General features: G+C 67.9%; 19 protein-coding genes. 8 read left to right on the top strand and 11 right to left on the bottom strand.

Annotated elements, in window-relative coordinates; translation table 11 throughout:
• The first annotated feature begins 84 nt into the window (after positions 1 to 84).
• Positions 85 to 1,506 (top strand): carboxylesterase/lipase family protein, encoded by a 1,422-nt coding sequence (locus ABD648_RS01190; protein ID WP_282216919.1) that lies wholly within the window; start codon positions 85 to 87, stop codon positions 1,504 to 1,506.
• 1 nt (position 1,507) lies between these two features.
• Here the strand turns inward: ABD648_RS01190 and hemW are convergent, their stop codons facing one another.
• On the bottom strand, positions 1,508 to 2,743 hold the full coding sequence (gene hemW / locus ABD648_RS01185) for a radical SAM family heme chaperone HemW (RefSeq protein ID WP_282216918.1): 1,236 nt from the start codon (positions 2,741 to 2,743) through the stop codon (positions 1,508 to 1,510).
• 16 nt (positions 2,744 to 2,759) lie between these two features.
• Complete coding sequence (locus ABD648_RS01180) at positions 2,760 to 3,413, bottom strand: DUF1990 domain-containing protein (protein ID WP_282216917.1); 654 nt, start codon at positions 3,411 to 3,413, stop codon at positions 2,760 to 2,762.
• A 199-nt stretch (positions 3,414 to 3,612) separates the two neighbouring features.
• Between ABD648_RS01180 and ABD648_RS01175 the strand changes: the two genes are divergently transcribed.
• Entirely contained in the window at positions 3,613 to 4,068 is a 456-nt protein-coding gene (locus ABD648_RS01175) for a GIY-YIG nuclease family protein (RefSeq protein WP_282216916.1), read from the top strand.
• Here the strand turns inward: ABD648_RS01175 and ABD648_RS01170 are convergent.
• The gene (locus ABD648_RS01170; RefSeq protein ID WP_282216915.1) at positions 4,047 to 4,562 is read right to left on the bottom strand and encodes a DUF1990 family protein; all 516 of its coding nucleotides are present in this window, start codon (positions 4,560 to 4,562) and stop codon (positions 4,047 to 4,049) included. The genes ABD648_RS01175 and ABD648_RS01170 overlap by 22 nt on opposite strands.
• 2 nt (positions 4,563 to 4,564) lie before the next feature.
• Entirely contained in the window at positions 4,565 to 6,418 is a 1,854-nt protein-coding gene (gene lepA / locus ABD648_RS01165; protein WP_282216914.1) for a translation elongation factor 4, read from the bottom strand.
• A 240-nt stretch (positions 6,419 to 6,658) separates the two neighbouring features.
• Between lepA and ABD648_RS01160 the strand changes: the two genes are divergently transcribed.
• From ABD648_RS01160 to ABD648_RS01140, 5 genes are all read left to right on the top strand, one after another.
• Positions 6,659 to 7,642 carry an ABC transporter permease gene (locus ABD648_RS01160; RefSeq protein WP_282216913.1) on the top strand — a complete coding sequence of 328 codons (984 nt, stop codon included), beginning with the start codon at positions 6,659 to 6,661 and terminating at the stop codon, positions 7,640 to 7,642.
• Position 7,643: 1 nt separating this feature from the next.
• Positions 7,644 to 8,582, top strand: a complete 939-nt coding sequence (locus ABD648_RS01155; RefSeq protein WP_282216912.1) for an ABC transporter permease — start codon at positions 7,644 to 7,646, stop codon at positions 8,580 to 8,582.
• The gene (locus tag ABD648_RS01150; RefSeq protein ID WP_282216911.1) at positions 8,579 to 10,507 is read left to right on the top strand and encodes an ABC transporter ATP-binding protein; all 1,929 of its coding nucleotides are present in this window, start codon (positions 8,579 to 8,581) and stop codon (positions 10,505 to 10,507) included. Before ABD648_RS01155 ends, ABD648_RS01150 begins: the two co-directional genes overlap by 4 nt.
• Positions 10,508 to 10,649: 142 nt before the next feature.
• Positions 10,650 to 12,368: an ABC transporter family substrate-binding protein gene (locus ABD648_RS01145; protein ID WP_282216910.1), complete on the top strand. Its 1,719-nt coding sequence runs from the start codon at positions 10,650 to 10,652 to the stop codon at positions 12,366 to 12,368.
• Positions 12,369 to 12,454: 86 nt separating this feature from the next.
• Positions 12,455 to 13,183, top strand: coding sequence for an alpha/beta fold hydrolase (locus ABD648_RS01140; RefSeq protein WP_282216909.1), 729 nt, complete (start codon positions 12,455 to 12,457; stop codon positions 13,181 to 13,183).
• Here ABD648_RS01140 and ABD648_RS01135 read toward each other — a convergent pair.
• Positions 13,178 to 14,398: an MFS transporter gene (locus ABD648_RS01135; protein WP_282216908.1), complete on the bottom strand. Its 1,221-nt coding sequence runs from the start codon at positions 14,396 to 14,398 to the stop codon at positions 13,178 to 13,180. The two genes, ABD648_RS01140 and ABD648_RS01135, sit on opposite strands and share 6 nt — an antisense overlap.
• Positions 14,395 to 15,768: a GH1 family beta-glucosidase gene (locus tag ABD648_RS01130; protein ID WP_282216907.1), complete on the bottom strand. Its 1,374-nt coding sequence runs from the start codon at positions 15,766 to 15,768 to the stop codon at positions 14,395 to 14,397. The genes ABD648_RS01135 and ABD648_RS01130 overlap by 4 nt, the downstream gene beginning before the upstream one ends.
• 221 nt (positions 15,769 to 15,989) lie before the next feature.
• On the opposite strand from ABD648_RS01130, the gene rpsT reads away from it, so the two are divergent.
• Positions 15,990 to 16,250: a 30S ribosomal protein S20 gene (gene rpsT, locus ABD648_RS01125; RefSeq protein ID WP_282216906.1), complete on the top strand. Its 261-nt coding sequence runs from the start codon at positions 15,990 to 15,992 to the stop codon at positions 16,248 to 16,250.
• A 75-nt stretch (positions 16,251 to 16,325) separates the two neighbouring features.
• On the opposite strand, the gene holA is transcribed toward rpsT, so the two are convergent.
• The 5 genes from holA to ABD648_RS01100 form a co-directional block, all read right to left on the bottom strand.
• A complete protein-coding gene (holA, locus tag ABD648_RS01120; protein WP_282216905.1) occupies positions 16,326 to 17,363 on the bottom strand; it encodes a DNA polymerase III subunit delta in 1,038 nt (345 codons plus the stop codon).
• Between the two features lie 70 nt (positions 17,364 to 17,433).
• Positions 17,434 to 18,261 carry a fumarylacetoacetate hydrolase family protein gene (locus ABD648_RS01115; RefSeq protein ID WP_282216904.1) on the bottom strand — a complete coding sequence of 276 codons (828 nt, stop codon included), beginning with the start codon at positions 18,259 to 18,261 and terminating at the stop codon, positions 17,434 to 17,436.
• On the bottom strand, positions 18,258 to 18,665 hold the full coding sequence (locus ABD648_RS01110; protein WP_282216903.1) for a RidA family protein: 408 nt from the start codon (positions 18,663 to 18,665) through the stop codon (positions 18,258 to 18,260). Before ABD648_RS01110 ends, ABD648_RS01115 begins: the two co-directional genes overlap by 4 nt.
• Before the next feature lie 41 nt (positions 18,666 to 18,706).
• A complete protein-coding gene (locus ABD648_RS01105; RefSeq protein ID WP_282216902.1) occupies positions 18,707 to 21,091 on the bottom strand; it encodes a bifunctional salicylyl-CoA 5-hydroxylase/oxidoreductase in 2,385 nt (794 codons plus the stop codon).
• A 1-nt stretch (position 21,092) separates the two neighbouring features.
• On the bottom strand, positions 21,093 to 22,754 hold the full coding sequence (locus ABD648_RS01100; RefSeq protein ID WP_282216901.1) for an AMP-binding protein: 1,662 nt from the start codon (positions 22,752 to 22,754) through the stop codon (positions 21,093 to 21,095).
• Positions 22,755 to 22,782: the final 28 nt, after the last annotated feature.

Genomic DNA, 22,782 nt, shown 5'->3' with positions numbered 1-22,782 from the left:
TCGCTGGCACTCTGATGTTCCGAGTGCCAATCCTACCCCGCGCAGCCGAGTAAGCCCCGAAAGGCCACCCCTAAGATGGCGCTCATGACGACGACGCCGCCGACCGCGACCCTCTCCGGCGGCACCGTCCGCGGAACTCTCGAGACCGGCATCCGCCGCTTCCTCGGCATCCCCTACGCCGCCGCACCGTTCGGTGCGAACCGTTTCCGCGCCCCGCAGCCCGCGACGTCGTGGGACGGGGTGCGAGACGCCACCGAGTTCGGCCCCACCGCACCGCAGCTGCCGTACCCCGGTCCGATCGGCGAACTCCTCGGCAGCGTCCGCATCGAGGGCGACGACATCCTCACCGCGAACGTGTGGGCGCCGCAGGATGCCGCCGCCGCGCCGGTACTGCTGTGGATCCACGGCGGCGCGCTCGAACGCGGCACGGCGGCGCTCGGGCTGTACGACGGCATGCCCTTCGCACGCGCCGGGATCGTGTTCGTGTCGATCAACTACCGGTTGGGGTCCGAGGGCTTCTCGGTGCTCGACGGCGCTCCCCGCAACCTCGGTCTGGAGGATGCCGCGGCCGCCCTCGCCTGGGTCCACCGCGAGGTCGAGGCGTTCGGCGGCGACCCGGGGCAGATCACGGTGATGGGCGAATCGGCGGGAGGGGCGATCGTCGCGGGGCTCCTGGCGAAGGAGCAGTCCCGGACGCTCATCGCGCGCGCGATCATCGAATCCGGACCGCTCGAGGCGCAGGCGGCGCACAAGGCCGGCCGCATCTCCGTGCAGCTCGCGAAGCGACTCGGTGTCCGCCCGGAACGCGGGGCCTTCGCCGAGATCTCGCCCGACCGCCTGCTCGAGGCCAGGCGACAGCACGCCGCAGGATCCTCCCCGCTGGGCGGAGCACCCGGCTTCCAGTTCGCGATCGACGCGGAGAGCCTCCCGCGTTCCCCGCATGAGGTGCTGCCCGACGTCGACATCCCTCTGCTCATCGGCAGCAACACCGACGAGTACCGGCTGTGGTTCCCGCCGGCGGCCCTCGACGGCATCAGCGCGCTCAAGCTCCTCGCGGCCCGTCTCGCCCTGCGGATCCCGCGCGCCGCCGTGCAGGCGTACCGCGCGGAGTTCCCCGACGCGTCGACCGGCGAGATCTTCGGGCAGCTCGCGACCGACGTTCTCCTGCGCGCTCCGCTGACGCGTCTCGCTCGGAAGCGGACCGCGCCGACGTACGTGTATGAGTTCGCTTGGAACAGCCCGGTGCGCGACCTCCGAGCGGCGCACGCGCTCGAGCTCGGATTCGTGTTCGACCGGCTCGACGACCCCGAGGCGCAGCGCCTCGCCGGCCCGGACGCGCCACGTGAGCTCGCGGCGGAGATGCATGCGGCGTGGGTCGCGTTCGTGAAAACCGGCGACCCCGGGTGGCCGGTGCTCGGCACGGAGCGCCGGACCCGTGTGTTCGACACGACCAGCGCGACGGTTCCGCAACGGCGCACGACCGGATTGGACCTGCTGCCGACCTGAGTCAGTCGGTCAGCTCGCGCACCACCGCGTCGGCCATGAGCCGACCTCGGAGCGTCAGCTGGACGCGGCCCTTCACGGCCGCGACCGGATCGACCAGCCCGTCGGCGATGAGCCCGGCCACCCGCGTACGGTTCGCCGGGCTCACCTCGTCGATCGCGATCCCCTCCCGGATGCGGCTGAGCAGCAGGATCCGCTCCAGCAGGCGGGAATCCGCGTCGGGTCGCTCGGTGCCGGCGGCGGGAGATTCGGATGCTGCGAGCCGCTGAGCGTAGGCGGCGGGGTGCTTCACGTTCCACCAGCGGAGACCCGCGACATGGCTGTGCGCACCGGGCCCGAAGCCCCACCAGTCGCTCCCCCGCCAGTAGGCGAGGTTGTGCCGAGACCGATTCTGCTCTGCAGTCCGGCCGTGGGCGGCACACGCCCAGTTGCTCACCTCGTACCAGTCGAAGCCGGCGGCGGCGAGGCGCGCATCGGCGAGCTCGTACATGTCGGCCTGCAGGTCGTCGTCGGGCGTCGGAACCTCTCCCCGCCGGATCTGCCTGGCGAGCTTCGTGCCGTCCTCGATGATGAGGGCGTAGGCGGAGATGTGGTCCGAGTCGAGTTCGAGCGCGGCATCGATCGACGCCTCCCAGTCGGCGAGCGACTCGCCGGGCGCGCCGTAGATGAGGTCGACGCTGACCGCGAGGCCCGCGTCCTTCGCGGCGGCGACCGCCGTGCGCACGTTCTCCGGACGATGAGTGCGGTCGAGCGCGGCGAGCACGTGCGGCACCGCGGACTGCATGCCGATCGAGAGGCGGGTGACGCCGGAGGCCGCGAGAGTGCGCGCGACGTCCGGAGTCACCGTGTCGGGATTGGCCTCGACCGTGACCTCGGCACCTTCGACCAGACCGAAGGCGGATGCCGCGGCGTCCAGCATCCGCGCCAGATCACCCGCCGGGAGCAGCGTCGGCGTGCCGCCGCCGAAGAACACCGTGTCCATCGGTCGCAGGGCACCTGCTTGGCTCAGCACCTGATGGGCGAGGTCGATCTCTCCGATCAGCGTGGACGCGTAGTCCTCCTGCTTGGCACCTCGCAGCTCGCTCGACGTGTACGTGTTGAAGTCGCAGTATCCGCAGCGCACGCGGCAGAAGGGGACGTGCAGGTAGGCCGAGAACGGCACACCGAGGTCGATCGGAAGATCGTCGGGCAGCCTGCCGTCGGAGGGCGCAGGATCTCCGAGCGGGAGCGGTCCCGCCATCAGTGGTGTCTCGGCATCAGACGGGCGTCGCGTAGAGCGGCGAGATCGCGCGGAGGTAGCGGGCGAACAGCTCGCGCCGACGCCGCTTCACCAGGGCGGGGACGGTGCGGTAGAGCAGGGAGTTCGGTGCGTCGAAGGCCCGCACGGTGAACCACACCTCATCGTTGTCCTCGCGCCATTCCACGTCGAACGACTCCTCGCCGCTGACGACGGATCCGCCGACGGTGCCGAGCACGAACCCGATACGCCGGGTCTCCTCGGTGACCGAGATCACGCGGAGTTCGGAATCGGCGCGCATTCCGCCGATGCGCCCCTTCAGGTGGAGGGTCATGCCCGCGCCGACGAACGGCGTGCCCTCGGCGTCATAGCGAGGCTCGACGTCGTGCTTGCTGGGAGCGATCGGATTGCCCTCGGCGTCGAAGCTCACGCCGGCGTACGCCGGTCCCGGTGCAGGCCGGAGGTCGTCGACGGAGAGACCCGCGGCGCGCTGCGCCGTCCAGGAGAGAAGGGCTTCGCCGGCGGTCTGGAAGCGTTCGGCACCACTGCCGATCCGCCAGGAATCCTCTGCCGGGATGCTGCGCTCCGGCGGATACTGCATCAGATCGGGCGCGTGGGTCGCACCCACGGCCGCATAGTCCACCGTGTCGTCTCGGAAAGTCCCGCGCCGCATGAGTTCCAGCCTACTTCGGGTTCCCTGAGTGATCACCCCCCACGCGCCGCATACGGTCACATCCCTGTCCCCGTGACGCGCTCCCCCGGGCGCCTGAGCCTGTCGAAGGACCCATACCCCTGGGTCCCTGAGCCTGTCGAAGGGCCACGCGTTATCCACAACGCCGTCCGGGCACCCGGGCTGCGCGGCACGATGAGTCATGCCCCGGAAATACATTCTGAAATGCAATGACGGCACCTTCTACACGGGAAGCACGAACGGCGAACTCGAGTCGCGCGTCTGGCAGCACAACCATGACGATCAGTACGCTGCGAACTTCACGCGCAGACGCCGTCCGGTCGTCCTGGCTTATGCCGAGCAGTTCGACACCGTCGACGCGGCATCCCGCCGCGAGAAGCAGATCCAGGGCTGGAGCCGGGCGAAGAAGATCGCTCTGATCGAGCTGAGAGGTCACGACCTTCCTGCGCTGTCCCGGTCGCGAGGCAGCGACGCTTCGACAAGCTCAGCGCCCCAGGACGCGAACCCACGAGACGGCGACGCTTCGACAAGCTCAGCGCCCCAGGACGCGAACCCACGAGACGGCGACGCTTCGACAAGCTCAGCGACCCAGGACGCGAAGCGCCGAGGACAACCTCAGCCGGACGTGGGTCCCTGAGCCTGTCGAAGGGCCCGAAGCGCCGCATCAGCGGCGGCCTGCACGATGCGAACGTACTTCGCGTGCGTGCGGCGCTGCAGGAGCCGCACCGCCGGCGCCATCAGCATCCAGAGGAGAGTGGCCGGACGGGAGACGGACCGCGCGGTGAACACGCCGTGCTCGTCGATCAGGAAGGACTCCTCGCCGTAGATCGGATGCCCCGGCCTCGTCTCATAGCCGAACCCGCGGGCATCGGCCCACACCACCCTGATCGGCTCGACGAAGCGGATGCCGAGGAGGCGCTTCGCGAGCACCCCCTCCGCGCCGGGAACGGGTTCGCCGACCGGAACCTCGAACCCCGCACGCCGCTTGAACTCCCAGGACCGGACCAGCGCGGACACGGCTTCGACGGACTCCGGCGGTACGACCGTGGAGTGCTCCACGCCGCGCATCCCGCTCGGCACAGTGTCGAGCGGCCGACGTGTGAGGCCGCGCTCGTATGCCGGGAGCGGCATCCCTACTTCTTGTCCTTGCCGTCGACGTCACCCGAGAGTGCGGCGATGAACGCCTCCTGGGGGACCTCGACGCGACCGACCATCTTCATGCGCTTCTTGCCCTCCTTCTGCTTCTCGAGGAGCTTGCGCTTGCGGCTGATGTCACCGCCGTAGCACTTGGCGAGGACGTCCTTGCGGAGTGCACGGATGGTCTCACGCGCGATGACCCTGGCGCCGATGGCAGCCTGGATCGGCACCTCAAAGTTCTGACGAGGGATTAGTTTGCGCAGCCGCTCCGTCATGAGCGTGCCGTACGCGTACGCCTTCTCGCGGTGCACGATCGAGCTGAAGGCGTCGACCTTCTCACCCTGGAGCAGGATGTCGACCTTCACGAGGTCGGCCTCCTGCTGTCCGGAGGGCTCGTAGTCGAGGGAGGCGTAGCCCTGCGTCTTCGACTTGAGCTGATCGAAGAAGTCGAAGACGATCTCGCCGAGCGGCATGTTGTAGCGGAGCTCGACGCGTTCCTCGGAGAAGTACTCCATGCCGAGCAGCGTTCCGCGGCGCCCCTGGCACAGTTCCATGACCGTGCCGACGTAGTCCTTCGGCAGCAGGATCGCCGCCTTCACCATCGGCTCGGAGACGGATCCGATGCGTCCGTCCGGGTACTCGCTCGGGTTGGTGACCGTGACCGTCTCGCCGGTGTCGGAGGTGAGCACCTCGTAGATCACGCTGGGCGCGGTGGTGATGAGGTCGAGACCGAACTCGCGTTCGAGGCGCTCCGTGATGATCTCGAGGTGGAGAAGACCGAGGAATCCGCAGCGGAAGCCGAAGCCGAGCGCGACCGAGGTCTCGGGCTCGTACGCGAGCGAGGCGTCGGAGAGCTTGAGCTTGTCGAGCGCCTCGCGGAGCTCGGCGTAGTCGCTGCCGTCGATCGGGTAGACACCCGAGAAGACCATGGGCTTCGGATCGGTGTAGCCGGGAAGCGGCTTGTCCGACGGCCGACGCGCCGTGGTGACGGTGTCGCCGACCTTCGACAGACGCACGTCCTTCACACCGGTGATGAGGTACCCGACCTCGCCGACGCCCAGACCCTTGGTCGGTGTCGGTTCCGGGCTCGAGACGCCGACCTCCAGCGCCTCGTGGTTCGCGCCGGTCGACATCATCTGGAGGCGCTCGCGCGGCGCGAAGCTGCCGTCGATCATGCGCACGTAGGTGATGACTCCCCGGTACGCGTCGTACACCGAGTCGAAGATCATCGCGCGGGCAGGAGCATCGGCGTCGCCGACCGGTGCCGGGATCTCCTTCACGAGCCGGTCGAGCAGCTCCTCGACACCGACGCCGGTCTTGCCGGAGACGCGCAGGACGTCCTCGGGCTTGCCGCCGATGAGGGATGCCAGCTCCTTCGCGTACTTCTCCGGGTCGGCCGCGGGGAGGTCGATCTTGTTGAGGACAGGGATGATGTGAAGGTCGTTCTCCAGTGCCAGGTAAAGGTTCGCGAGCGTCTGGGCCTCGATGCCCTGCGCCGCGTCGACGAGGAGGATGGCACCCTCGCATGCCGCGAGCGATCGGGACACCTCGTAGGTGAAGTCGACGTGGCCAGGGGTGTCGATCATGTTGAGCGCGAAGGTCTCGCCCTCGATCTCCCACGGCATCCGCACCGCCTGGCTCTTGATCGTGATGCCGCGCTCGCGCTCGATGTCCATCCGGTCCAGGTACTGCGCGCGCATGTCACGGTCGGAGACCACCCCGGTGATCTGGAGCATGCGGTCGGCGAGAGTCGACTTGCCGTGATCGATGTGGGCGATGATGCAGAAATTGCGGATCTGCGCGGGCGGCGTCGCGGCAGGCTGAAGAGGAGTGAGGGCGCGTGGTGACATGTCCCGTCGATTCTACGGTCAGGGCAGGCCAATGCTCGATTCGCCCCAGGTGCTGATATTCTGCCGAGGTTGCCCGGGAGCAATCCGTGACACCGGATCCCGAGAGCGATAGGACTCCGTCACAGACCTCGTGCAGGGCGTCGCGTCGCGCAAAGAGGTGGATGGTGATTGAATGTCTACCCGGCTCAGCGTTGCGTCGGCGATCCCGCGCATCTCTGTAAAAGAGAAAGAATCATCACCTTGATCAAGTATCTCGTGCGCCGTGCACTCGGCTGGCTGCTCATGATCGTGGTCGCGACGAACATCACGTACTTCCTGGCGTGGGGGTTCCTCGACCCGCGCAGCAACTACGTGGGGCGTCGTCCGCCGCTGACCGAAGAGCAGATCGTCAATACGCTCGCTCCGCGCAACCTCAGCGACACCGTTCCGCTCATCGAACGGTGGTGGACCTGGCTCACCGGCATCCTCCTCCGCTGGGACTGGGGCGTCAGCCCCACGGGAGGCTCGGTCAACGAGCAGGTCGCGTACCGGATGTGGGTCAGCGCCGAGCTCGTCCTGGGTGCGACGATCCTCACGACCGTCCTCGGAATCGCGCTGGGCGTCTACACCGCCTCGCGTCAGTACAAGCTCGCCGACCGGATCGGTCAGGCGACCAGCATCATCACGATGAACATCCCGATCGTGGTCGCGGCATTCGCGATCGTGCTCCTCGCGATCGGTCTGAACGACGCCACCGGCGTCCGCATCTTCTACGTGACGGGCAACGCGAGCCGAGGTGTCGAAGGCTTCTTCCCCGTCCTCATAGACGTCCTCCAACATCTGACCTTGCCGACGATAGCTCTCGTGGTGATCGGCTACGCCGGCATCCACTTCCTGCAGCGGTCGCTCCTCCTCGACAACATCGGCGCCGACTACGTGCGCACGGCACGAGCCAAGGGGCTGACGAAGCAGCAGGCGATCCGCAAGCACGCCCTGCGCACCTCGCTGATCCCCGTCGCCACGCAGGTCGCCTTCACGATCCCCGCCATCTTCACCGGGGCGGTCCTCACCGAGACGATCTTCGCCTGGAACGGCATGGGCAAGTACTTCATCGAGACCATCACCAAGAACGACATCCACGGCACGGTCGCGGTCGCGGCCTTCGGTGCCGTGCTCACCGCGATCGGCGCCATCCTCGCCGATGTCGCCGTGGTGGTGCTCGATCCTCGAGTGAGAGTGAGCTGACATGACCTCGGAAATGATCGATCCCACCGTCGAAGCCTCGACGGCAGCTCCCGGCCCCGAGACGACGCGGGTCGCGACCCGGCGACTGTCCAAGTGGACCCTGTACTCCCGGCGTTACGCCCGCAACAAGGGTGCGGTCGCCGGCCTCATCATCTTCGCCCTGCTCGTCCTCTTCGCCATCATCGGACCGCTCATCGCGCGCTACGACCACGTCGAACTCGACTTCCTCGCTCTCAGCACCGGGCCCACGGCAGAGCACTGGTTCGGCACGAACAACGCCGGCAACGATCTGTTCGCCCAGGTGGCGGTCGGTCTGCAGCGCTCGCTGATGATCGCGGTGAGCGTGTCGGTCGGCGTGACGATCGTCTCGGCTCTCGTCGGAACCGCGGCCGCCTACTTCGGCGGGTGGACCGAGCGCATCACCCTGCTCGTCATCCACTTCATGATGGTGATCCCCTCGTTCCTCATCCTGGCGATGATCTCGAACAAGTCCGGCGGCGACTGGCGCGTCATCGCGCTCATCATGATCTTCGTGATCGGCTGGTACTTCCCCGCTCGCGTGATCTGGACGCTCGCTCTGTCTCTGCGCGAGCGCGAGTACGTGAGCGCCGCCCGCTACATGGGCGTTCGCGGCTTCCGCATCGTGCTGCGCCACCTGCTGCCGAACATCGGCTCGCTCCTCGTGATCAACTTCACCCTGGGCGTCGTCAACGCGGTCGTGGCCGAGACCGGCCTGTCGTTCCTCGGGTTCGGCGTCAAGATCCCCGACGTCTCCCTCGGCGCGCTGATCGGCGCCGGCTCGAGCTCGCTGATCACCTCGCCCTGGTTGTTCTACTTCCCCGCCGCCGCGCTCACCCTTCTCACCGTGTCGATGGCGCTCGTCGCCGACGGCCTGCGCGATGCCCTCGATCCCACGTCTGCGGCTGGAGGCCGAGCATGAGCAACGTACTCTCCGTCCGCGATCTCGCGGTCAGCTTCGCGTCAGAGGCGGGCCGCGTCGATGCGGTGCGCGGTGTGTCCTTCGATCTCGAGGCCGGCAGGACCCTCGGCATCGTCGGCGAGTCCGGGTCCGGCAAGTCGGTCACGTCCCTCGCGATCATGGGGCTCCTCGACGAGAACGCCAAGGTCACCGGGTCGATCATGTACGAGGGCAAGGAGCTTCTCGGCATGACCGACAAGCAGCTCTCCGTGATCCGCGGCAACGGCATGTCGATGGTCTTCCAGGATCCGCTGACATCCCTCACGCCGGTGTTCACCATCGGTGATCAGCTCATCGAGGCGCTGACCGTGCACCGGAGCCTGTCGAAGAAGGATGCCTGGAACCGCTCGGTCGAGCTGCTGAAGCTCGTCGGGATCACCGAGCCGGAGCGACGGATGAAGTCGTTCCCGCACGAGTTCTCCGGCGGCATGCGCCAGCGCGTCGTGATCGCCATCGCGATGGCGAACGATCCGAAGCTCATCATCTGCGACGAGCCCACGACCGCCCTCGACGTGACGATCCAGGCACAGATCCTCGACCTCATCGAGAAGGCCCAGCAGGAGACCGGCGCCGCGGTCATCATGATCACCCATGACATGGGTGTCGTCGCCCGCACCGCGGACGACGTCATGGTGATGTACGCCGGGAAGCCCGTCGAGCAGGCTCCCGTGCACGAGCTGTTCCACAAGACCCGGATGCCGTACTCGATCGGTCTGCTCGGAGCGATCCCGCGCGTCGACAAGGCGGAGAAGGAACCTCTCACACCGATCAAGGGCAACCCGCCGCTGCTCATCAACCTGCCCGATGCGTGCCCCTTCGCCGACCGCTGCCCCATCGTGATGGACGCGTGCCGCACGAGGGAGCCGGAACTCCTGCCGGTCGCGACCGGTTCCAGCGACCTCCACCGCGCCGCCTGCATCCGCGCCCACGAGATCGAGGACGGCGGCCTCCTCGGCGGCATCCCCGTGTACCCCGTCCGCGAGGTACCGGAGAGCCCGCTGGCGAAGCTTCCCCGCGAGGAGCGGCCCATCACGCTCGAGGTCAAGAACCTCACCAAGACGTTCCCTCTTCTCAAGGGCGCGTTCCTGAAGCGCAAGGTCGGCGAGGTGCACGCGATCAAGGGCGTCAGCTTCGATGTGCGCGAGGGCGAGACGATGGCGATCGTCGGCGAGTCCGGGAGCGGCAAGACGACGACGCTCCTGCAGATCATGGACATGGTCAAGCAGACCGACGGCGACATCGTCATCGCCGGCACGAGCGTGAACGACATCCACAGCCACAAAGTCGAGCGTCAGCTGCGCCGCGACATCCAGATCGTCTTCCAGGACCCGATGGGAGCGCTCGACCCGCGCATGACGGTCGCCGACATCATCTCGGAGCCGCTCTTCGCGATCGGGACCCCCAAGGAGGAGGCGCACCGCCGGGTCGACGAGCTGATGGACCTCGTCGGGCTGAATCCCGCGCACAGCGACCGCTTCCCGCAGGCGTTCTCCGGAGGACAGCGACAGCGCATCGGCATCGCCCGTGCCCTGTCGACCAACCCGAAGATCGTCGTCCTGGATGAGCCGGTGTCGGCACTCGACGTCTCGATCCAGGCGGGCGTGATCAACCTCCTCGACGAGCTGAAGGCGAAGCTGGGGCTGTCGTACCTGTTCGTCGCGCACGACCTGTCCGTCGTGCGGCACATCGCGGACCGCGTGGCGGTCATGTATCTCGGTGACTTCGTGGAGCACGGCGACGTCGACGACGTCTTCGAGAACCCGCAGCATCCGTACACGAAGGCGCTGCTCTCGGCCATCCCCGTTCCCGATCCCGACATCGAACGCACGCGCCAGCGCGTGGTTTTCGATGCCGAGACCATGAGCACCCGCGCCGTGACGGCCTGAGACACGACCACGAAAATCCGCGGAACGATGCTGTGGTCACCGTCCGATAACGGTTAGGCGGTATTCACTGTCGCCCGCTGTGGTTCGGAACAAGGCGAACTATTCTTCCCTTTATGAATCGCCGAAAGGCGGAAGGAGCACCATGAAGAACAAGAAGTTGTTGGGGGCCATCGCGATCAGCGGCGCCCTCGCACTCGCCCTCGCGGGTTGCGCGAGCGGCTCCGGGAACACCGGCGGCGGGGACAACGGCGGCGGCGAGACCGTCGAGACCAAGGCAGCGGACTACAACCCGCAGCCCCGCGAGAACCTGAAGGAGGGCGGCGAGGTCAACTTCGAGATCAACGAGGTCCCGGAGCAGCTCAACGCCTTCAACAGCGACGCCAGCGCCGACACGGCGCGCCTGTGGTACTACTACATGCCGCAGCTCCTCCTCGTCAGCCCGGAGGGTGAGGTCACGAAGAACGACGCGTACCTCGACGCCTACGAGATCGGCGAGGACGGTGGCAACACGACGCTGACCTTCACGTTCACGGACGAGGCCCACTTCAACGACGGCACCGACATGGACTGGACCGCCATCGACGCGACGTGGAAGGCGAACCGCTCGACCGAGGAGGGCTACAACCCGAACGCGACCGACGGCTACAAGCAGATCACGTCGGTCGAGGAGGGCGACTCCGTGAAGACCGCGGTCGTCACCTTCGACGGCATCTACGCATGGCCGTCCATGGCGTTCCTCACGGGTGGTGTCCTCAACCCGAAGCACGCTGATGTCGAGACCTTCAACAACGCCTACATCGGCAACCTCAACGCCGAGTGGGGTGCGGGTCCGTACACCGTCGACGAGTTCGACGCGAACGCGGGCTTCGTCTCGTTCAAGCCGAACCCCGAGTGGTGGGGCAACGCGCCGCTGCTCGACAAGGTGACCTTCACGGCGCTGGAAGACGACGCCGCGATCAACGCCTTCAAGAACGGCGAGATCGACCAGGTCGAGGCCGGCAGCCAGGAGCGCCTGGCCCAGGTCGAGGACGTCGACGGCGCTGTCGTCCGTCGCGCTCAGCAGACCGCCAAGACGGTCCTCATGGTCGACGGCGACAAGCCGCAGTTCGCAGACCTCGAGGTGCGCAAGGCGTTCTTCATGGGAATCAACATCGACCAGCAGAAGCAGATCGCCTGGAACGGCCTCGGCTACGAGGAAGAGGCGGCCGGCTCGCTGAACATGTACTCCTTCCAGGACGGGTGGTCCGACGCGTTCGGCGAAGCCGGTCTGAAGTACGACGTCGACGGCGCCAAGAAGCTCCTCGACGACGCAGGCTGGGTCGAGGGCGATGACGGCATCCGCGAGAAGGACGGCGTCAAGTTCACGGTCGTCTACCCGATCTTCAGCAACAGCCCCGTGCAGGAGGCGCTCGCGAAGTCGCTGCAGGCTCAGCAGAAGGAGATCGGCATCGATGTGCAGATCGAGGTCCGCGCGTCGGCTGACTTCTCCGACGACTTCACGTCGAAGAACTGGGACATCTTCGGTCTCCGCTTCACCGACTCCGACCCGTTCGGACCGGCGTGGATGTGCCAGATCTACTGCTCCGACAGCGGTCTGAACCTGTCCGCCACCGGCAACGCCGAGATGGACAAGGAGATCGCTGACGAGGTCGAGTCGCAGAAGGACGCCAAGAGCTGGACCGAGGCTGCCATGAAGCTCGAGCCGAAGCTGATCGAGAAGACCTGGGGCGTCATCCCGCTCTACAACGGTCCGTCGGTCTACGTGGCCCAGAAGGGTCTGGCGAACCTCACGCCGGAGCCGTACGTCGGACTGGACCTCTTCGGAGTCACTCCCGTCGAGAACCTCGGCTGGGAGAAGTAATTCCCCGGGGACACTGAGCTCGTCGAAGTGCCCCGGAGCGGGGTCGGTGGTTCATCCACCGGCCCCGCTTTCCTTATGCTGAACGCGTGAACGTCCAGATCGTCTTCGTGCACGGCATCCGCACCTCTGCGACCATGTGGCGCTCCCAGGTCGCGTATCTCGACGAGCATGGGTATTCGTCCACCGCCGTCGACCTCCCCGGTCACGGCTCGCGCATGCACGAGGACTTCACCCTCCACGAGGCACTGCACACGATCGATGCCGCGGTGCGCGCAGCGGCCGAGAAGGGTCCGGTGCTGCTCGTCGGGCATTCGATGGGCGGGCTGTTGTCCCTCACCTACGCGGGTGGCGCGCAGACGCCTCCGGTCGCCGGCCTGGTCGCGGCCGCCTGCACGTCGCTCCCCCGCGGCGCCGGGCTCTCCGCCTACCGTCTGCTCTTCCGCGCCGTCGATTCGCTCCCGGATCGCGGAATGTGGATCACCCGCCGCATGCTGGCCGCAACCATCCCCGCCGAGAACCGCGCCGACTTCGCCGCCGGCGGCTACGCCCTGGACACGCAGGATGCCGCGCTGCGCAGCCTCTCCACCCTCGACGTCGCGACGGCCGTCGAGCGGATCAGGATCCCGCTGTGGTTCGTGAACGGCCAGTACGACCAGCTGCGGGCGAACGAGCGCCTGTTCCAGCGCCTCGCCCCGCAGGCGGAGCTCATCGTCGTACCGCGGACGACGCATCTCGTGACGGCGATGCGGCCGCGCGTGTTCAACGCCGTGCTGGAGCTGGCTATCGCGACGATCGCCCAGGCCGACGCATCATGACCGCGCAGGCTGCCGTGCGAACGCGGTGAGGACACCGCCGACGAGCGACAGCACAGCGGCAGCCACGAACACGAGCCAGAACCCGCCGACGAGCGCGACGAGTCCGGCGCCCAGCACCGGACCGATCAGCTGACCCAGTGCCGCCGTGACGTTGACGATGCCGAGATCTCGTGCGTGGTCCTGCTCGTCGGGGAGCAGGTCGGCGGCGAACGCGAGCCCCACAGTCGAGAACGCGCCGTACCCGAGCCCCATCAGCGCGGCCGCGACCATCGTCATCTCGAAGGTGGGCACGAGTGCGATCGCGACGCCGGATGCCGCCTGGACGACGGTCGCAGCGACCGTGAGCGCACGACGGTTGCCGGTGCGGTCGGAGACGATGCCGGTGAGCACCGACGCGATCACCACGAACACCGTGTAGACGAGGATGAGCAGCAGCAGGTTGTCCTGCGCGGCCGCACTCGGCTGCCCGAGTCCGTGCAGCAGGAAGAACAGGAAGAGCGCCGTGCCGAGCGCGTTGCCGATGTTGGTCACCAGCCGGCCGGAAAGCATCCAGGCGAAGTCGCGATCACGGAGCGACGCGAGTGTCTTGCGCCCTGCGCCCTTCGGACGCATCTCTGCCGTCCCCGGAGGGTCGGGCAGCAGCAGAGCGGATGCCGTGCCGATCACCGCGATGATGCCGGCCAGCAGCAGGTATCCGGCGACGATGTCGAGGCCGAGGAGCACGACCAGGCCCACGCCCAGCACGATGCCGACGGCCTGACTCGAGCCGACCGCGGCGGCAGCCGCTCCGCGCTGCGTGGTCGGCAGCTGGTCCGCGATCAGCGCGGTGAAAGCCGCGGACGAGACGGCGACGCCGATCGAGACGCCCACCCATCCGGCACCGACCGCCCAGGGACCGCTCGCGAAGCTGGTGAGCACGAGGCATACCGCGGTGAGCCAGACTCCCCCGAGCGCCCAGGGCCGCCGGCGGTGTCGTCCGGCGGCGGCGCGATCGGAGAGCGCCCCTGCCAGGGGACCCGCCACGATGCCGGCGAGCCCGCCGATCCCGAGCACGAGCCCGGAGGAGACCACCCCGCGGATCCAGTCATCCTCGGGGGTATCGAGCTGGAGGGGCAGGAGAAGCTGCACCGGCGTCAGCTGCACGGTCCAGATGGCGAGCCACGCGAGCGTGAACAGGGACATCCATCGCGCGCCAGCCCTGGTCGCACCGCTCATCGTGTCTCCTCCTGGCGTGCTGCTGCGGAACGTGCGCTCGCGATGAGGTCGCGATACCAGTCGTACGATGCCTTCGGGGTGCGCTCCCCCGTCTCGAAATCGACGTGGACGAGGCCGAAGCGCTGCGTGTAGCCGTCCGCCCACTCCCAGTTGTCGAGGAGAGACCACACCGTGAACTCCTCGACGGGAACGCCGGCCGCGATCGCCTCTCCCACCGCGGCGATATGACCTGCGAGGTAGCCGATCCGGTCCGCATCCTCGACGCGTGCGGCGCGATCGGGCTCGGGGAACGAGGCGCCGTTCTCGCCGATGATGACGGGAGGGAGGTGCGGATGCCGCGTGTGCAGGTCGATCAGGAGATCGCGCAGCGCCTCCGGCATGATCGGCCACTCGGGTCCGAATCCGGTGACGGCGACGCCCGGTGTCGGCACGATGTCGAACGGGATGGGGCTCGACGCATCTGCGGCGGTGACGGTGGTCGGGTTGTAGAAGTTGATGCCGTAGAAGTCGATCGACGCCCGGATCGCTTCGAGATCGCCGTCCTGCACCGGCATGGCAGGAAGCCCCCAGGCCGCAAGGTCGGGATACCTGCCGGCCAGGAGCGGCTCGCTGAACACCCGGTTGTGGATCATGTCGTAGAGAGCTGCCGCACGACGGTCCTCTGCCGTGTCGTTCAGAGGAAGCACCCAGGTGTGGTTGTTCACCAGGCCGACCTGGGCGGAGCCGTGGGATCGGATGGCCTCGGCGGCGCGCGCGTGCGCGAGGAGCTGGTGGTGAACGGTCGGCAGGGCGTCGAACAGCAGCTGCTTCCCGGGGGCGAGCGCACCGACCGCATAGCCCTGCAGCGTGGTCATCGCCGGCTCGTTCAGCGTGTACCACTGGGCGATGCGATCGCCCAGTCGGTCGACCACGATCGCGGCGTAGTCGGCGAAGCGGTCGACCGTGTCACGACGGAGCCATCCGCCCTCGGCCTCGACGGCGCTGGGCATCTCCCAGTGATACAGAGTCGGAAAGGGATCGACACCGGCTTCCAGCAGGAGATCCACGAAGCGCGAGTAGTGGTCGAGGGCCGCGGTGTTCGCCGCTCCCCTGCCATCGGGCTGCACACGCGCCCACGGGATCGAGAAGCGGTAGCGATCGAGGCCGAGGCCGGCGGCGAGAGACACGTCCGCCTCCGGATGCCGATAGCTGTCGCACGCGGGATCGGCCGTGGAGCCGTCCTTGATCGCGCCGGGAGCCTCGAGGTAGTCGTCCCAGATCGATCGACCGCTGCCTTCAGCACCACGGACCCCTTCGATCTGGAAGGCGGATGTCGCAGCGGACCAGCGGAATCCCGCGGGCAGAGACGAGCGGGTGGGGACGGCGGTCATGTGGCTCCTCGACATCGGTGTCCGGATAAGGTTGATTCTGCACCCGGTACCAGCGTTTCCGCGACTCAGTACCGCTTCTTGCAGCCGTTTCGCGTGATCGAGTCCTCTGCTGATAGACTCGACTCTTGGCTTGCGTGTGGGTTCTTCCCATACGACCGCTGTGCAGCAGCCCTCTTCTGCTGCCAGCATTTCCCATCACTCCTGTACAGAAGGTTCCACACGTGGCAAACATCAAGTCGCAGATCAAGCGCAACAAGACCAACATCAAGGCGAACGAGCGCAACAAGGCCGTGAAGAGCGAGCTCAAGACGCTCATCCGCTCGACCAAGACCGCCGTCGCCGCCGGCGACAAGACCGCTGCCGAGGCCACCCTCAAGAAGGCCGCCGTCAAGCTCGACAAGGCCGTCAGCAAGGGCGTTCTGCACAAGAACCAGGCCGCGAACCGCAAGTCGGCTCTCGCCAAGCAGGTCTCCGCTCTCTGAGCGAACGCTTCTGCTCACTGAGCATCAGCTTCTGAATCAGCCCGCCTCACCGAGGCGGGCTTTTTCGTGCCCGCCCTATGCCCCGAAGGGCTCACGGGTGGCGATGACGGTCACCATGCGCTCGAGGGCGAAGATCGGATCGCGCGCGGCGCCCTTGACCTCGGCGTCGGCGCGCGCGGTCGCCTGGATCGCCATGCCGAGCGAGCGTTCGTTCCAGCCGGCCAGGTCGCGCCGTGCGCGATCGACCTGCCAGTCCTTCATGCCGAGGCGCTGAGCCAGCTGCCTGCTGGGTTCTCGATTGCCCGCCACCCGCGCCATGCCGCGGAGCTTCATGGCGAATGCCGCCACCATCGGCACGGGGTCGGCACCGGAGGACAGCGCATGACGCAGCGCGATCAGCGCCTCGCCGTAACGACCGGCGATCGCCGTGTCTGCGACGACGAACGCCGAGACCTCGACCCGACCGCCGTAGTACCGGGTGACGGTGTCTTCCGTGATGTCGCCCTCGACGTCGCCGATCAGCTGCTGGCACGCCGCGGCGAGTTCGGTGAGATCGTCGGCGAAGGCCGAGACGAGCGCTCGCAGTGCGGGCGGCGCGATGCGCTTCTTCGCCGAGCGGAACTCGCCCGCGGCGAAGTCGACCCTGTCGCTGTCGCGCTTGATCGCCGGAACCGCGATCTCGATACCGCCCCCGGTGCCGGAACGGAGCGCGTCGAGGAGCTTCTTGCCGCGGACGCTCGCCCCCGTGTGCCGCAACACGACCGTCGCACCCTCCTGAGGGTGGTCGAGGTACGACACCGCTTCCTGGATGAACGCGTCGGTGCACTTCTCGACGCCCGAGACGCGAACGAGCCGCGGCTCACCGAACAGGGACGGCGAGGTGAGCGACAGCAGGGTGCCGGGTTCGTAGTCGTCGGCCCGCACGTCGCTGACCTCGAGTGATGGATCCTCAGCACGCAGGTAGTCGCGCACGCCCGCGATCGCGCGCTCGGCGCAGATCTCCTCCGGACCGGAAACGAGGACCAGCGGTGCCGGATGCGGCTCGCGCCACGACACCTGCGGGATCTTCCCCGCTTTGGCGCCGCCACGGGAAGGAGGACGCGAAGCTGCCATGGATCCAGACTACCGGTGGCCACGGACGCGGCGACGGCGCGGTCCCGGCGCCCCGGTGCTCCGCCCTCGACTATTCGAAGCGGATGGTGTTGCGGAGCTCGCCGATGCCGTCGACCGCGGTCGTCACGACGTCGCCGTCACGAAGCCAGCGCGGATCATCCATGCCGAGGGCGACGCCGCCGGGCGTGCCGGTGAGCACGATGTCGCCGGGACGCAGGACGGTGATCTGAGAGACGTAGGCGACCAGATCCGCCGCATCGAAGACGAGCTCCGCGGTGTCACCGTCCTGCATGATCACGCCGTTGACCGCGCAGGTGATGCGCAGACCGTCCTTCGGCTCGATCTCGTCGGCCGTCACCAGCCACGGACCCAGCGGATTCGTCGCGTCGAACGCCTTGCCCTGCAGCCACTGCAGCGTGCGCTGCTGCCAGTCGCGCATCGACACGTCGTTCGCGACCGCGTAGCCGAGGATCGCCGCACTGGCCTGTTCCCGGTCGGCGCGGTGCACCTCCGCCCCGATGACGACCGCGAGCTCGGCCTCCCAGTCGACGCGGTCGGTGTCGTGCACGATGATCTCGTCGAACGGGCCGGTGAGAGTGTCGGCGAACTTGGCGAAGAGTGTCGGGAACTCCGGGACAGGGCGCCCGGTCTCGACGATGTGGTCGCGGTAGTTGAGTCCGCAGCAGAAGATCTTCGCCGGACGCGGCACCGGGGTGGCGAAGGCACCCTCTTCGACGGCCGATCTGGCGGGATCCCGCAGCGCCTCATCGGCGCGCTCTCGCCAGTCCGGCGCAGAGAACAGCCGCTGAGCGTCCGTCTCCTCGAGCAGGACCCAGCCCGCGTCGTCGCCGACGGCGGCGCGCGTGCCGTCGCCGTGGCGCACGGTGGCAAGCCTCATCCGTTCGCCTCGTCGCCGATGTGCGCGACCCCCTGGATCTCGATCAGTGCCTCCGCCTGCCAGAGCCTGGTCACGCCGATGCCGGCCATAGCCGGATACTCGGTGCCGGCCAGCTGGCGCCAGACCCGTCCGATCTCACGGCCGTTGCGCTGGTAGTCCTCGACATCGGTGAGGTAGATAGTGACATCGACGAGGTCGCTGGGACGCCCGCCGGCGGCATCCAGCGTGGTCAGGACGTTCGAGAACGCCTGCGCGAACTGCTCGACGATCCCGCCGGGCACGATCGCGCCGGTGGCATCCATGGCCGTCTGGCCGCCGAGGTAGACGAACTCCCCGGCGCGCACGCCGTGGGCGAAGCCGCTCGGCTTGATCAGGGCGGGCGGGTTGATGATCTGTCTGGTCATGTCGGTTCTCTCCTGGGTCCGTCGTCGTGTCGTGTCGCGCCTCAGCGCGCGAGGGTCTCGGTTCGCGCCGGCGTCCAGCGCCGGTGTGCGGTCGCCTCAACCCCGCCCTGCGCGTCCCGCACCAGCGAGAGCCGTGGTCGCACCGCATCGGTGCGGGCGCTCGGCGGCTTGCGCGATCCCGCGCGGAACGGATCGACCCAGTCTGCTCCCGCACCGCGGTAGCCCTGGTCGGCCGCAGCGTGAAGGGTCCATTGGGGATCCCACAGGTGCGTACGGCCCAGCGCCACCATGTCGGCGCGTCCGGCGAGCAGGATCGAGTTCACATCGTCGTAGCTCGACACCGCGCCCACCGCGATCACCGTGACGCCGGCCGCCGCGGCGACCCGGTTCCTGATCGCGTCCGCGAAGGGCGTCTGGTAGCTGCGGCCGAACTGCGGCCGCTCGTCCTTCGAGATCTGGCCGGAGGAGACGTCGATGCCATCGGCTCCGTGCTCGATGAATGCTCGGGCGATCTCCACGGCCTCGTCGATCGTGTTGCCGCCTTCGATCCAATCGACCGCCGACAGACGCACGGTGAGCGGGCGCTCCACCGGCCACGCGGCGCGCATGGCATCGAACACCTCGAGGGGATAGCGGAGCCGGTTCTCGAGGCTGCCGCCGTACTCATCCGTGCGCTGGTTCGAGACGGGCGAGAGGAAAGACGAGATCAGGTAGCCATGCGCGGCGTGCAGCTCCGCGAGGTCGAAACCCGCTTCCGCCGCACGCCGGGTCGCGGCGACGAACTCGTCGCGCACCCGTTCCATCGTGGCGCGGTCGATCTGCCGAGGTACCTGGTTGACCGGTCCGTAGGCGAGGGCCGACGGTGCGATGACCTCCCAGTTGTCCGCATCGAGCTGCCGGTCCATGCCCTCCCACATCCGCTTGGTGGATCCCTTGCGGCCGGAGTGCCCGATCTGCACGCCGACCTTCGCCGTGGACTGCTCGTGCGCGTAGGAGACGATCCGCCGCCACGCCTCCGTCTGCTCGTCGGTGTAGAGCCCGGCGCAGCCGGGTGTGATCCGGCCCTCGGCCGAGACGCAGACCATCTCCGTCATCACCAGGCCCGCTCCACCCATGGCCTTCGAGCCGAGATGCACGAGGTGGAAGTCTCCCGGCACCCCGTCGACGGACGAGTACATGTCCATCGGCGACACGACGATGCGGTTCTTCAGCTCCAGACGTCCGATCCGATGGGGACGGAACATCGCCGGCTCATCCGGCTCCCTGGCAGGAAGTGCCGCGCCCTGCACGATGTCCGCGGCGAACGCCGGATCGCGCACGGCGAGGTTCTCGAGCGTGATGCGGCGGCTGCGGGTGAGCAGGTTGAACGAGAACTGCAGCGGATCCTGATCCGCGTACTGGCCGATCTGCTCGAACCACTCCAGCGATGCCTGCGCGGCGCGCTGGGTCGATGCGACGACGGGCCGCCGCTCCGTCTCGTATGCGGCGAGCGAGTCGCTCAACGAGGTGTGCTCGTGGAGGCAGGCGGCCAGCGCCAGGGCATCCTCCATCGCGAGCTTCGTGCCGGAACCGATCGAGAAGTGCGCGGTGTGCGCAGCGTCCCCGAGGATCACGAGGTTCTGGTGATGCCAGTGCTCGTTGCGGACGGTGGTGAAGTTCAGCCACTTCGAGTTGTTCGTGAGGACCTCGTGCCCGTCGAGCACGTCGGCGAAGAACTCGCGGATCTTCTCGACCGAGTACATGTCGCTGACCCCAGGGGGGAAGATCTCGCCCTCGGTCGCGTCGAAGCCCGCCGCGCGCCAGACGTCCTCGTGCATCTCGATCAGGAACGTGCTGCCCTGATCGGAGTACGGGTACCCATGGAGCTGCATGACGCCGTGCGGGGTCCGCAGCACGGCGAAGGTGAAGGCCTCGAACACACGATCGGTGCCCAGCCACATGTACTTCGACACCCGCCGATCCAGATCCGGACCGAGCTCGTGGGCGAACTGCCCTCGCACCCGCGAGTTCACGCCGTCGGCTGCCAGCACGAGGTCGTGGGTGCCCATCAACTCCGCCGCATCCGGCGCCTCCGTGCGGAACCGGATGTCGACGCCGAGTTCGAGGCACCGCTGCTGCAGGAGCTGCAGCAGCTCCTTGCGGCCCATCGCGGCGAAGCCCTGGCCGCCGATGGTGTGGGTGCGACCTCCGAAAAGGATGTCGATGTCGGTCCATCGCGCGAACTGCTCGCCCATCCGCTGCGCGATCACGGGATCGGCGTTCTCGATGCCGCCGAGGGTCTCGTCGCTGAACACGACGCCGAAGCCGAACGTGTCATCCGGAGCGTTGCGCTCCCAGACGGTGATGTCATGATCGGGGTTCAGCTGCTTCATGAGTGCGGAGAAGTAGAGGCCTCCTGGCCCTCCTCCGATGACGGCGACACGCATGTCAGGCTCCTTGGCTGATCAGGGCGGCGGCAGCGGCTTCGGCCGCTGCGCGCTCGCGAAGGATGAAGTGCTGGATCTTCCCGCTGGGATTCCGCGGCAGCTCGTCGACGTAGTCGATGCGGCGCGGGCATTTGTAGATCGCCAGCCGCTCCTTGACCACACCGAGGATCGCCGTGGTGAGGTCATCGCTCGGGTCGACGCCGGCACGAGGGACGACGAAGGCGTTGACGACGCTCCCCCGTTCGGGGTCCGGTCGTCCGACGACCGCGCACTCGAGCACGTCGGGGTGCGCCGCGACGGCCTCCTCGACCTCGGGTGCACCGACGTTGTAGCCGGCGGTGATGATCATCGAGTCGTTCCGCGCATGGAAGGTGAAGTAGCCCTCCTCGTCCATCACGAAGGTGTCGCCGGTGATGTTCCAGCCGTTCTGGACGTAGTTGGTCTGCCGCTCGTCCTGCAGGTACCGGCATCCGGTCGGTCCGATCACCGCGAGGCGGCCGGCCACACCGAGACCGAGCGGCTGTCCCTCCTCATCGAGGACGGCGGCGCGGTAGCCGGGGACCGCGCGCCCCGTGGCACCGGGGCGGATGTCGTCGCCCGCAGCCGAGATGAACACGTGCAGCATCTCGGTGGAGCCGATCCCGTCCACCAGACGCAGCCCGCTCGCAGCCTCCACCGCCTCGAAGGTCTCGCGCGACAGGTGCTCCCCGGCGGAGACGCCGACGCGCAGCCTGCGCAGCTGGTCGGCCAGCCCCTCGTTGAGCACCGCTCGATATCCGGTCGGCGCGGTGTACAGCACCGTGATGCCGAGCGGCTCGATCAGCTTCGCGAGCTCGATCGGCGTCGCCCGTTCGAGGATGACGGCCGCTCCCCCGCTGCGAAGCGGGAAGACGACGGCGCCGCCGAGCCCGAAGGTGAAGGCGAGCGGTGCCGTCGTGGCGCTCACGTCGTCCTCTGTGAGGCGCAGAACGTGCTCGGCGAACGTGTCGGCATTGGCGAGGATGTCGCGGTGGAAGTGCATCGTGATCTTCGGTGCGCCCGTCGTGCCGCTGGTGGCACCGAGGAGTGCGACATCGTCGGCCGCCGTGTCGATCGCCGTGAACACGCCGTCCTTGGTGTCGCAGGCGGCAGCCAGGGCGTCGACCGCTCCCCCGGCCACGATCAGACCGCCGGCCGGCACCAGCTCGTCGAGCGCATCGGCGACGTCGTCGAGGCAGCGGCCGTCCACCACCGCGACGCGCGGGCTCACCCGGCCGAAGATGTTCCGCACCTCGTTCGACTTCCAGGCGATCATCGTGGTGACGACGACGGCTCCGGCCTTGAGCGCACCCAGCCAGCACGCGACCGCCCACGGCCCGTTGTGCAGTCGCAGCGCGACGCGATTGCCCGGCAGGACGCCGTAGTCCTCGGTCAGCACCTGCGCGAACTGGTTCGCGCGGCGCTGCAGCTCGCCGTAGCTCCACCGGTCGCCGTCACCGACGATGATGGCGTCGCGATCGGGACCGAAACGCTCGACGGCGCGGTCGACGAGCTCGACAGCGGCGTTCAGCCGCTCGGGGTACTGCACGCCGGACAGAGTGAACTCGAGGGTCGGCCACAGATCGGACGGTGGCAGCGAGTCGCGCGTGAACGTGTCGATGTGGGCAGAGGGGGAGAGCTTCATTGCCGGTCCCTTCGGATGGTGGTTCGAG

Origin of the sequence: Microbacterium luteolum (assembly GCF_039533965.1) — a bacterium.
Taxonomy (GTDB): domain Bacteria; phylum Actinomycetota; class Actinomycetes; order Actinomycetales; family Microbacteriaceae; genus Microbacterium; species Microbacterium luteolum.
The sequence above is the reverse complement of the archived record's forward strand: the minus strand, read 5'-3'. Positions and strand labels throughout refer to the sequence as shown.

What these genes read in the sequence shown, in the direction of transcription:
- ABD648_RS01190 (WP_282216919.1), top strand. Translation starts at nt 85, where the DNA reads ATGACGACGACGCCGCCGACCGCGACCCTCTCCGGCGGCACCGTCCGC.
- hemW (WP_282216918.1), bottom strand. Translation starts at nt 2,743, where the DNA reads ATGGCGGGACCGCTCCCGCTCGGAGATCCTGCGCCCTCCGACGGCAGG.
- ABD648_RS01180 (WP_282216917.1), bottom strand. Translation starts at nt 3,413, where the DNA reads ATGCGGCGCGGGACTTTCCGAGACGACACGGTGGACTATGCGGCCGTG.
- ABD648_RS01175 (WP_282216916.1), top strand. Translation starts at nt 3,613, where the DNA reads ATGCCCCGGAAATACATTCTGAAATGCAATGACGGCACCTTCTACACG.
- ABD648_RS01170 (WP_282216915.1), bottom strand. Translation starts at nt 4,562, where the DNA reads ATGCCGCTCCCGGCATACGAGCGCGGCCTCACACGTCGGCCGCTCGAC.
- lepA (WP_282216914.1), bottom strand. Translation starts at nt 6,418, where the DNA reads ATGTCACCACGCGCCCTCACTCCTCTTCAGCCTGCCGCGACGCCGCCC.
- ABD648_RS01155 (WP_282216912.1), top strand. Translation starts at nt 7,644, where the DNA reads ATGACCTCGGAAATGATCGATCCCACCGTCGAAGCCTCGACGGCAGCT.
- ABD648_RS01150 (WP_282216911.1), top strand. Translation starts at nt 8,579, where the DNA reads ATGAGCAACGTACTCTCCGTCCGCGATCTCGCGGTCAGCTTCGCGTCA.
- ABD648_RS01145 (WP_282216910.1), top strand. Translation starts at nt 10,650, where the DNA reads ATGAAGAACAAGAAGTTGTTGGGGGCCATCGCGATCAGCGGCGCCCTC.
- ABD648_RS01135 (WP_282216908.1), bottom strand. Translation starts at nt 14,398, where the DNA reads ATGAGCGGTGCGACCAGGGCTGGCGCGCGATGGATGTCCCTGTTCACG.
- ABD648_RS01130 (WP_282216907.1), bottom strand. Translation starts at nt 15,768, where the DNA reads ATGACCGCCGTCCCCACCCGCTCGTCTCTGCCCGCGGGATTCCGCTGG.
- holA (WP_282216905.1), bottom strand. Translation starts at nt 17,363, where the DNA reads ATGGCAGCTTCGCGTCCTCCTTCCCGTGGCGGCGCCAAAGCGGGGAAG.
- ABD648_RS01115 (WP_282216904.1), bottom strand. Translation starts at nt 18,261, where the DNA reads ATGAGGCTTGCCACCGTGCGCCACGGCGACGGCACGCGCGCCGCCGTC.
- ABD648_RS01110 (WP_282216903.1), bottom strand. Translation starts at nt 18,665, where the DNA reads ATGACCAGACAGATCATCAACCCGCCCGCCCTGATCAAGCCGAGCGGC.
- ABD648_RS01105 (WP_282216902.1), bottom strand. Translation starts at nt 21,091, where the DNA reads ATGCGTGTCGCCGTCATCGGAGGAGGGCCAGGAGGCCTCTACTTCTCC.
- ABD648_RS01100 (WP_282216901.1), bottom strand. Translation starts at nt 22,754, where the DNA reads ATGAAGCTCTCCCCCTCTGCCCACATCGACACGTTCACGCGCGACTCG.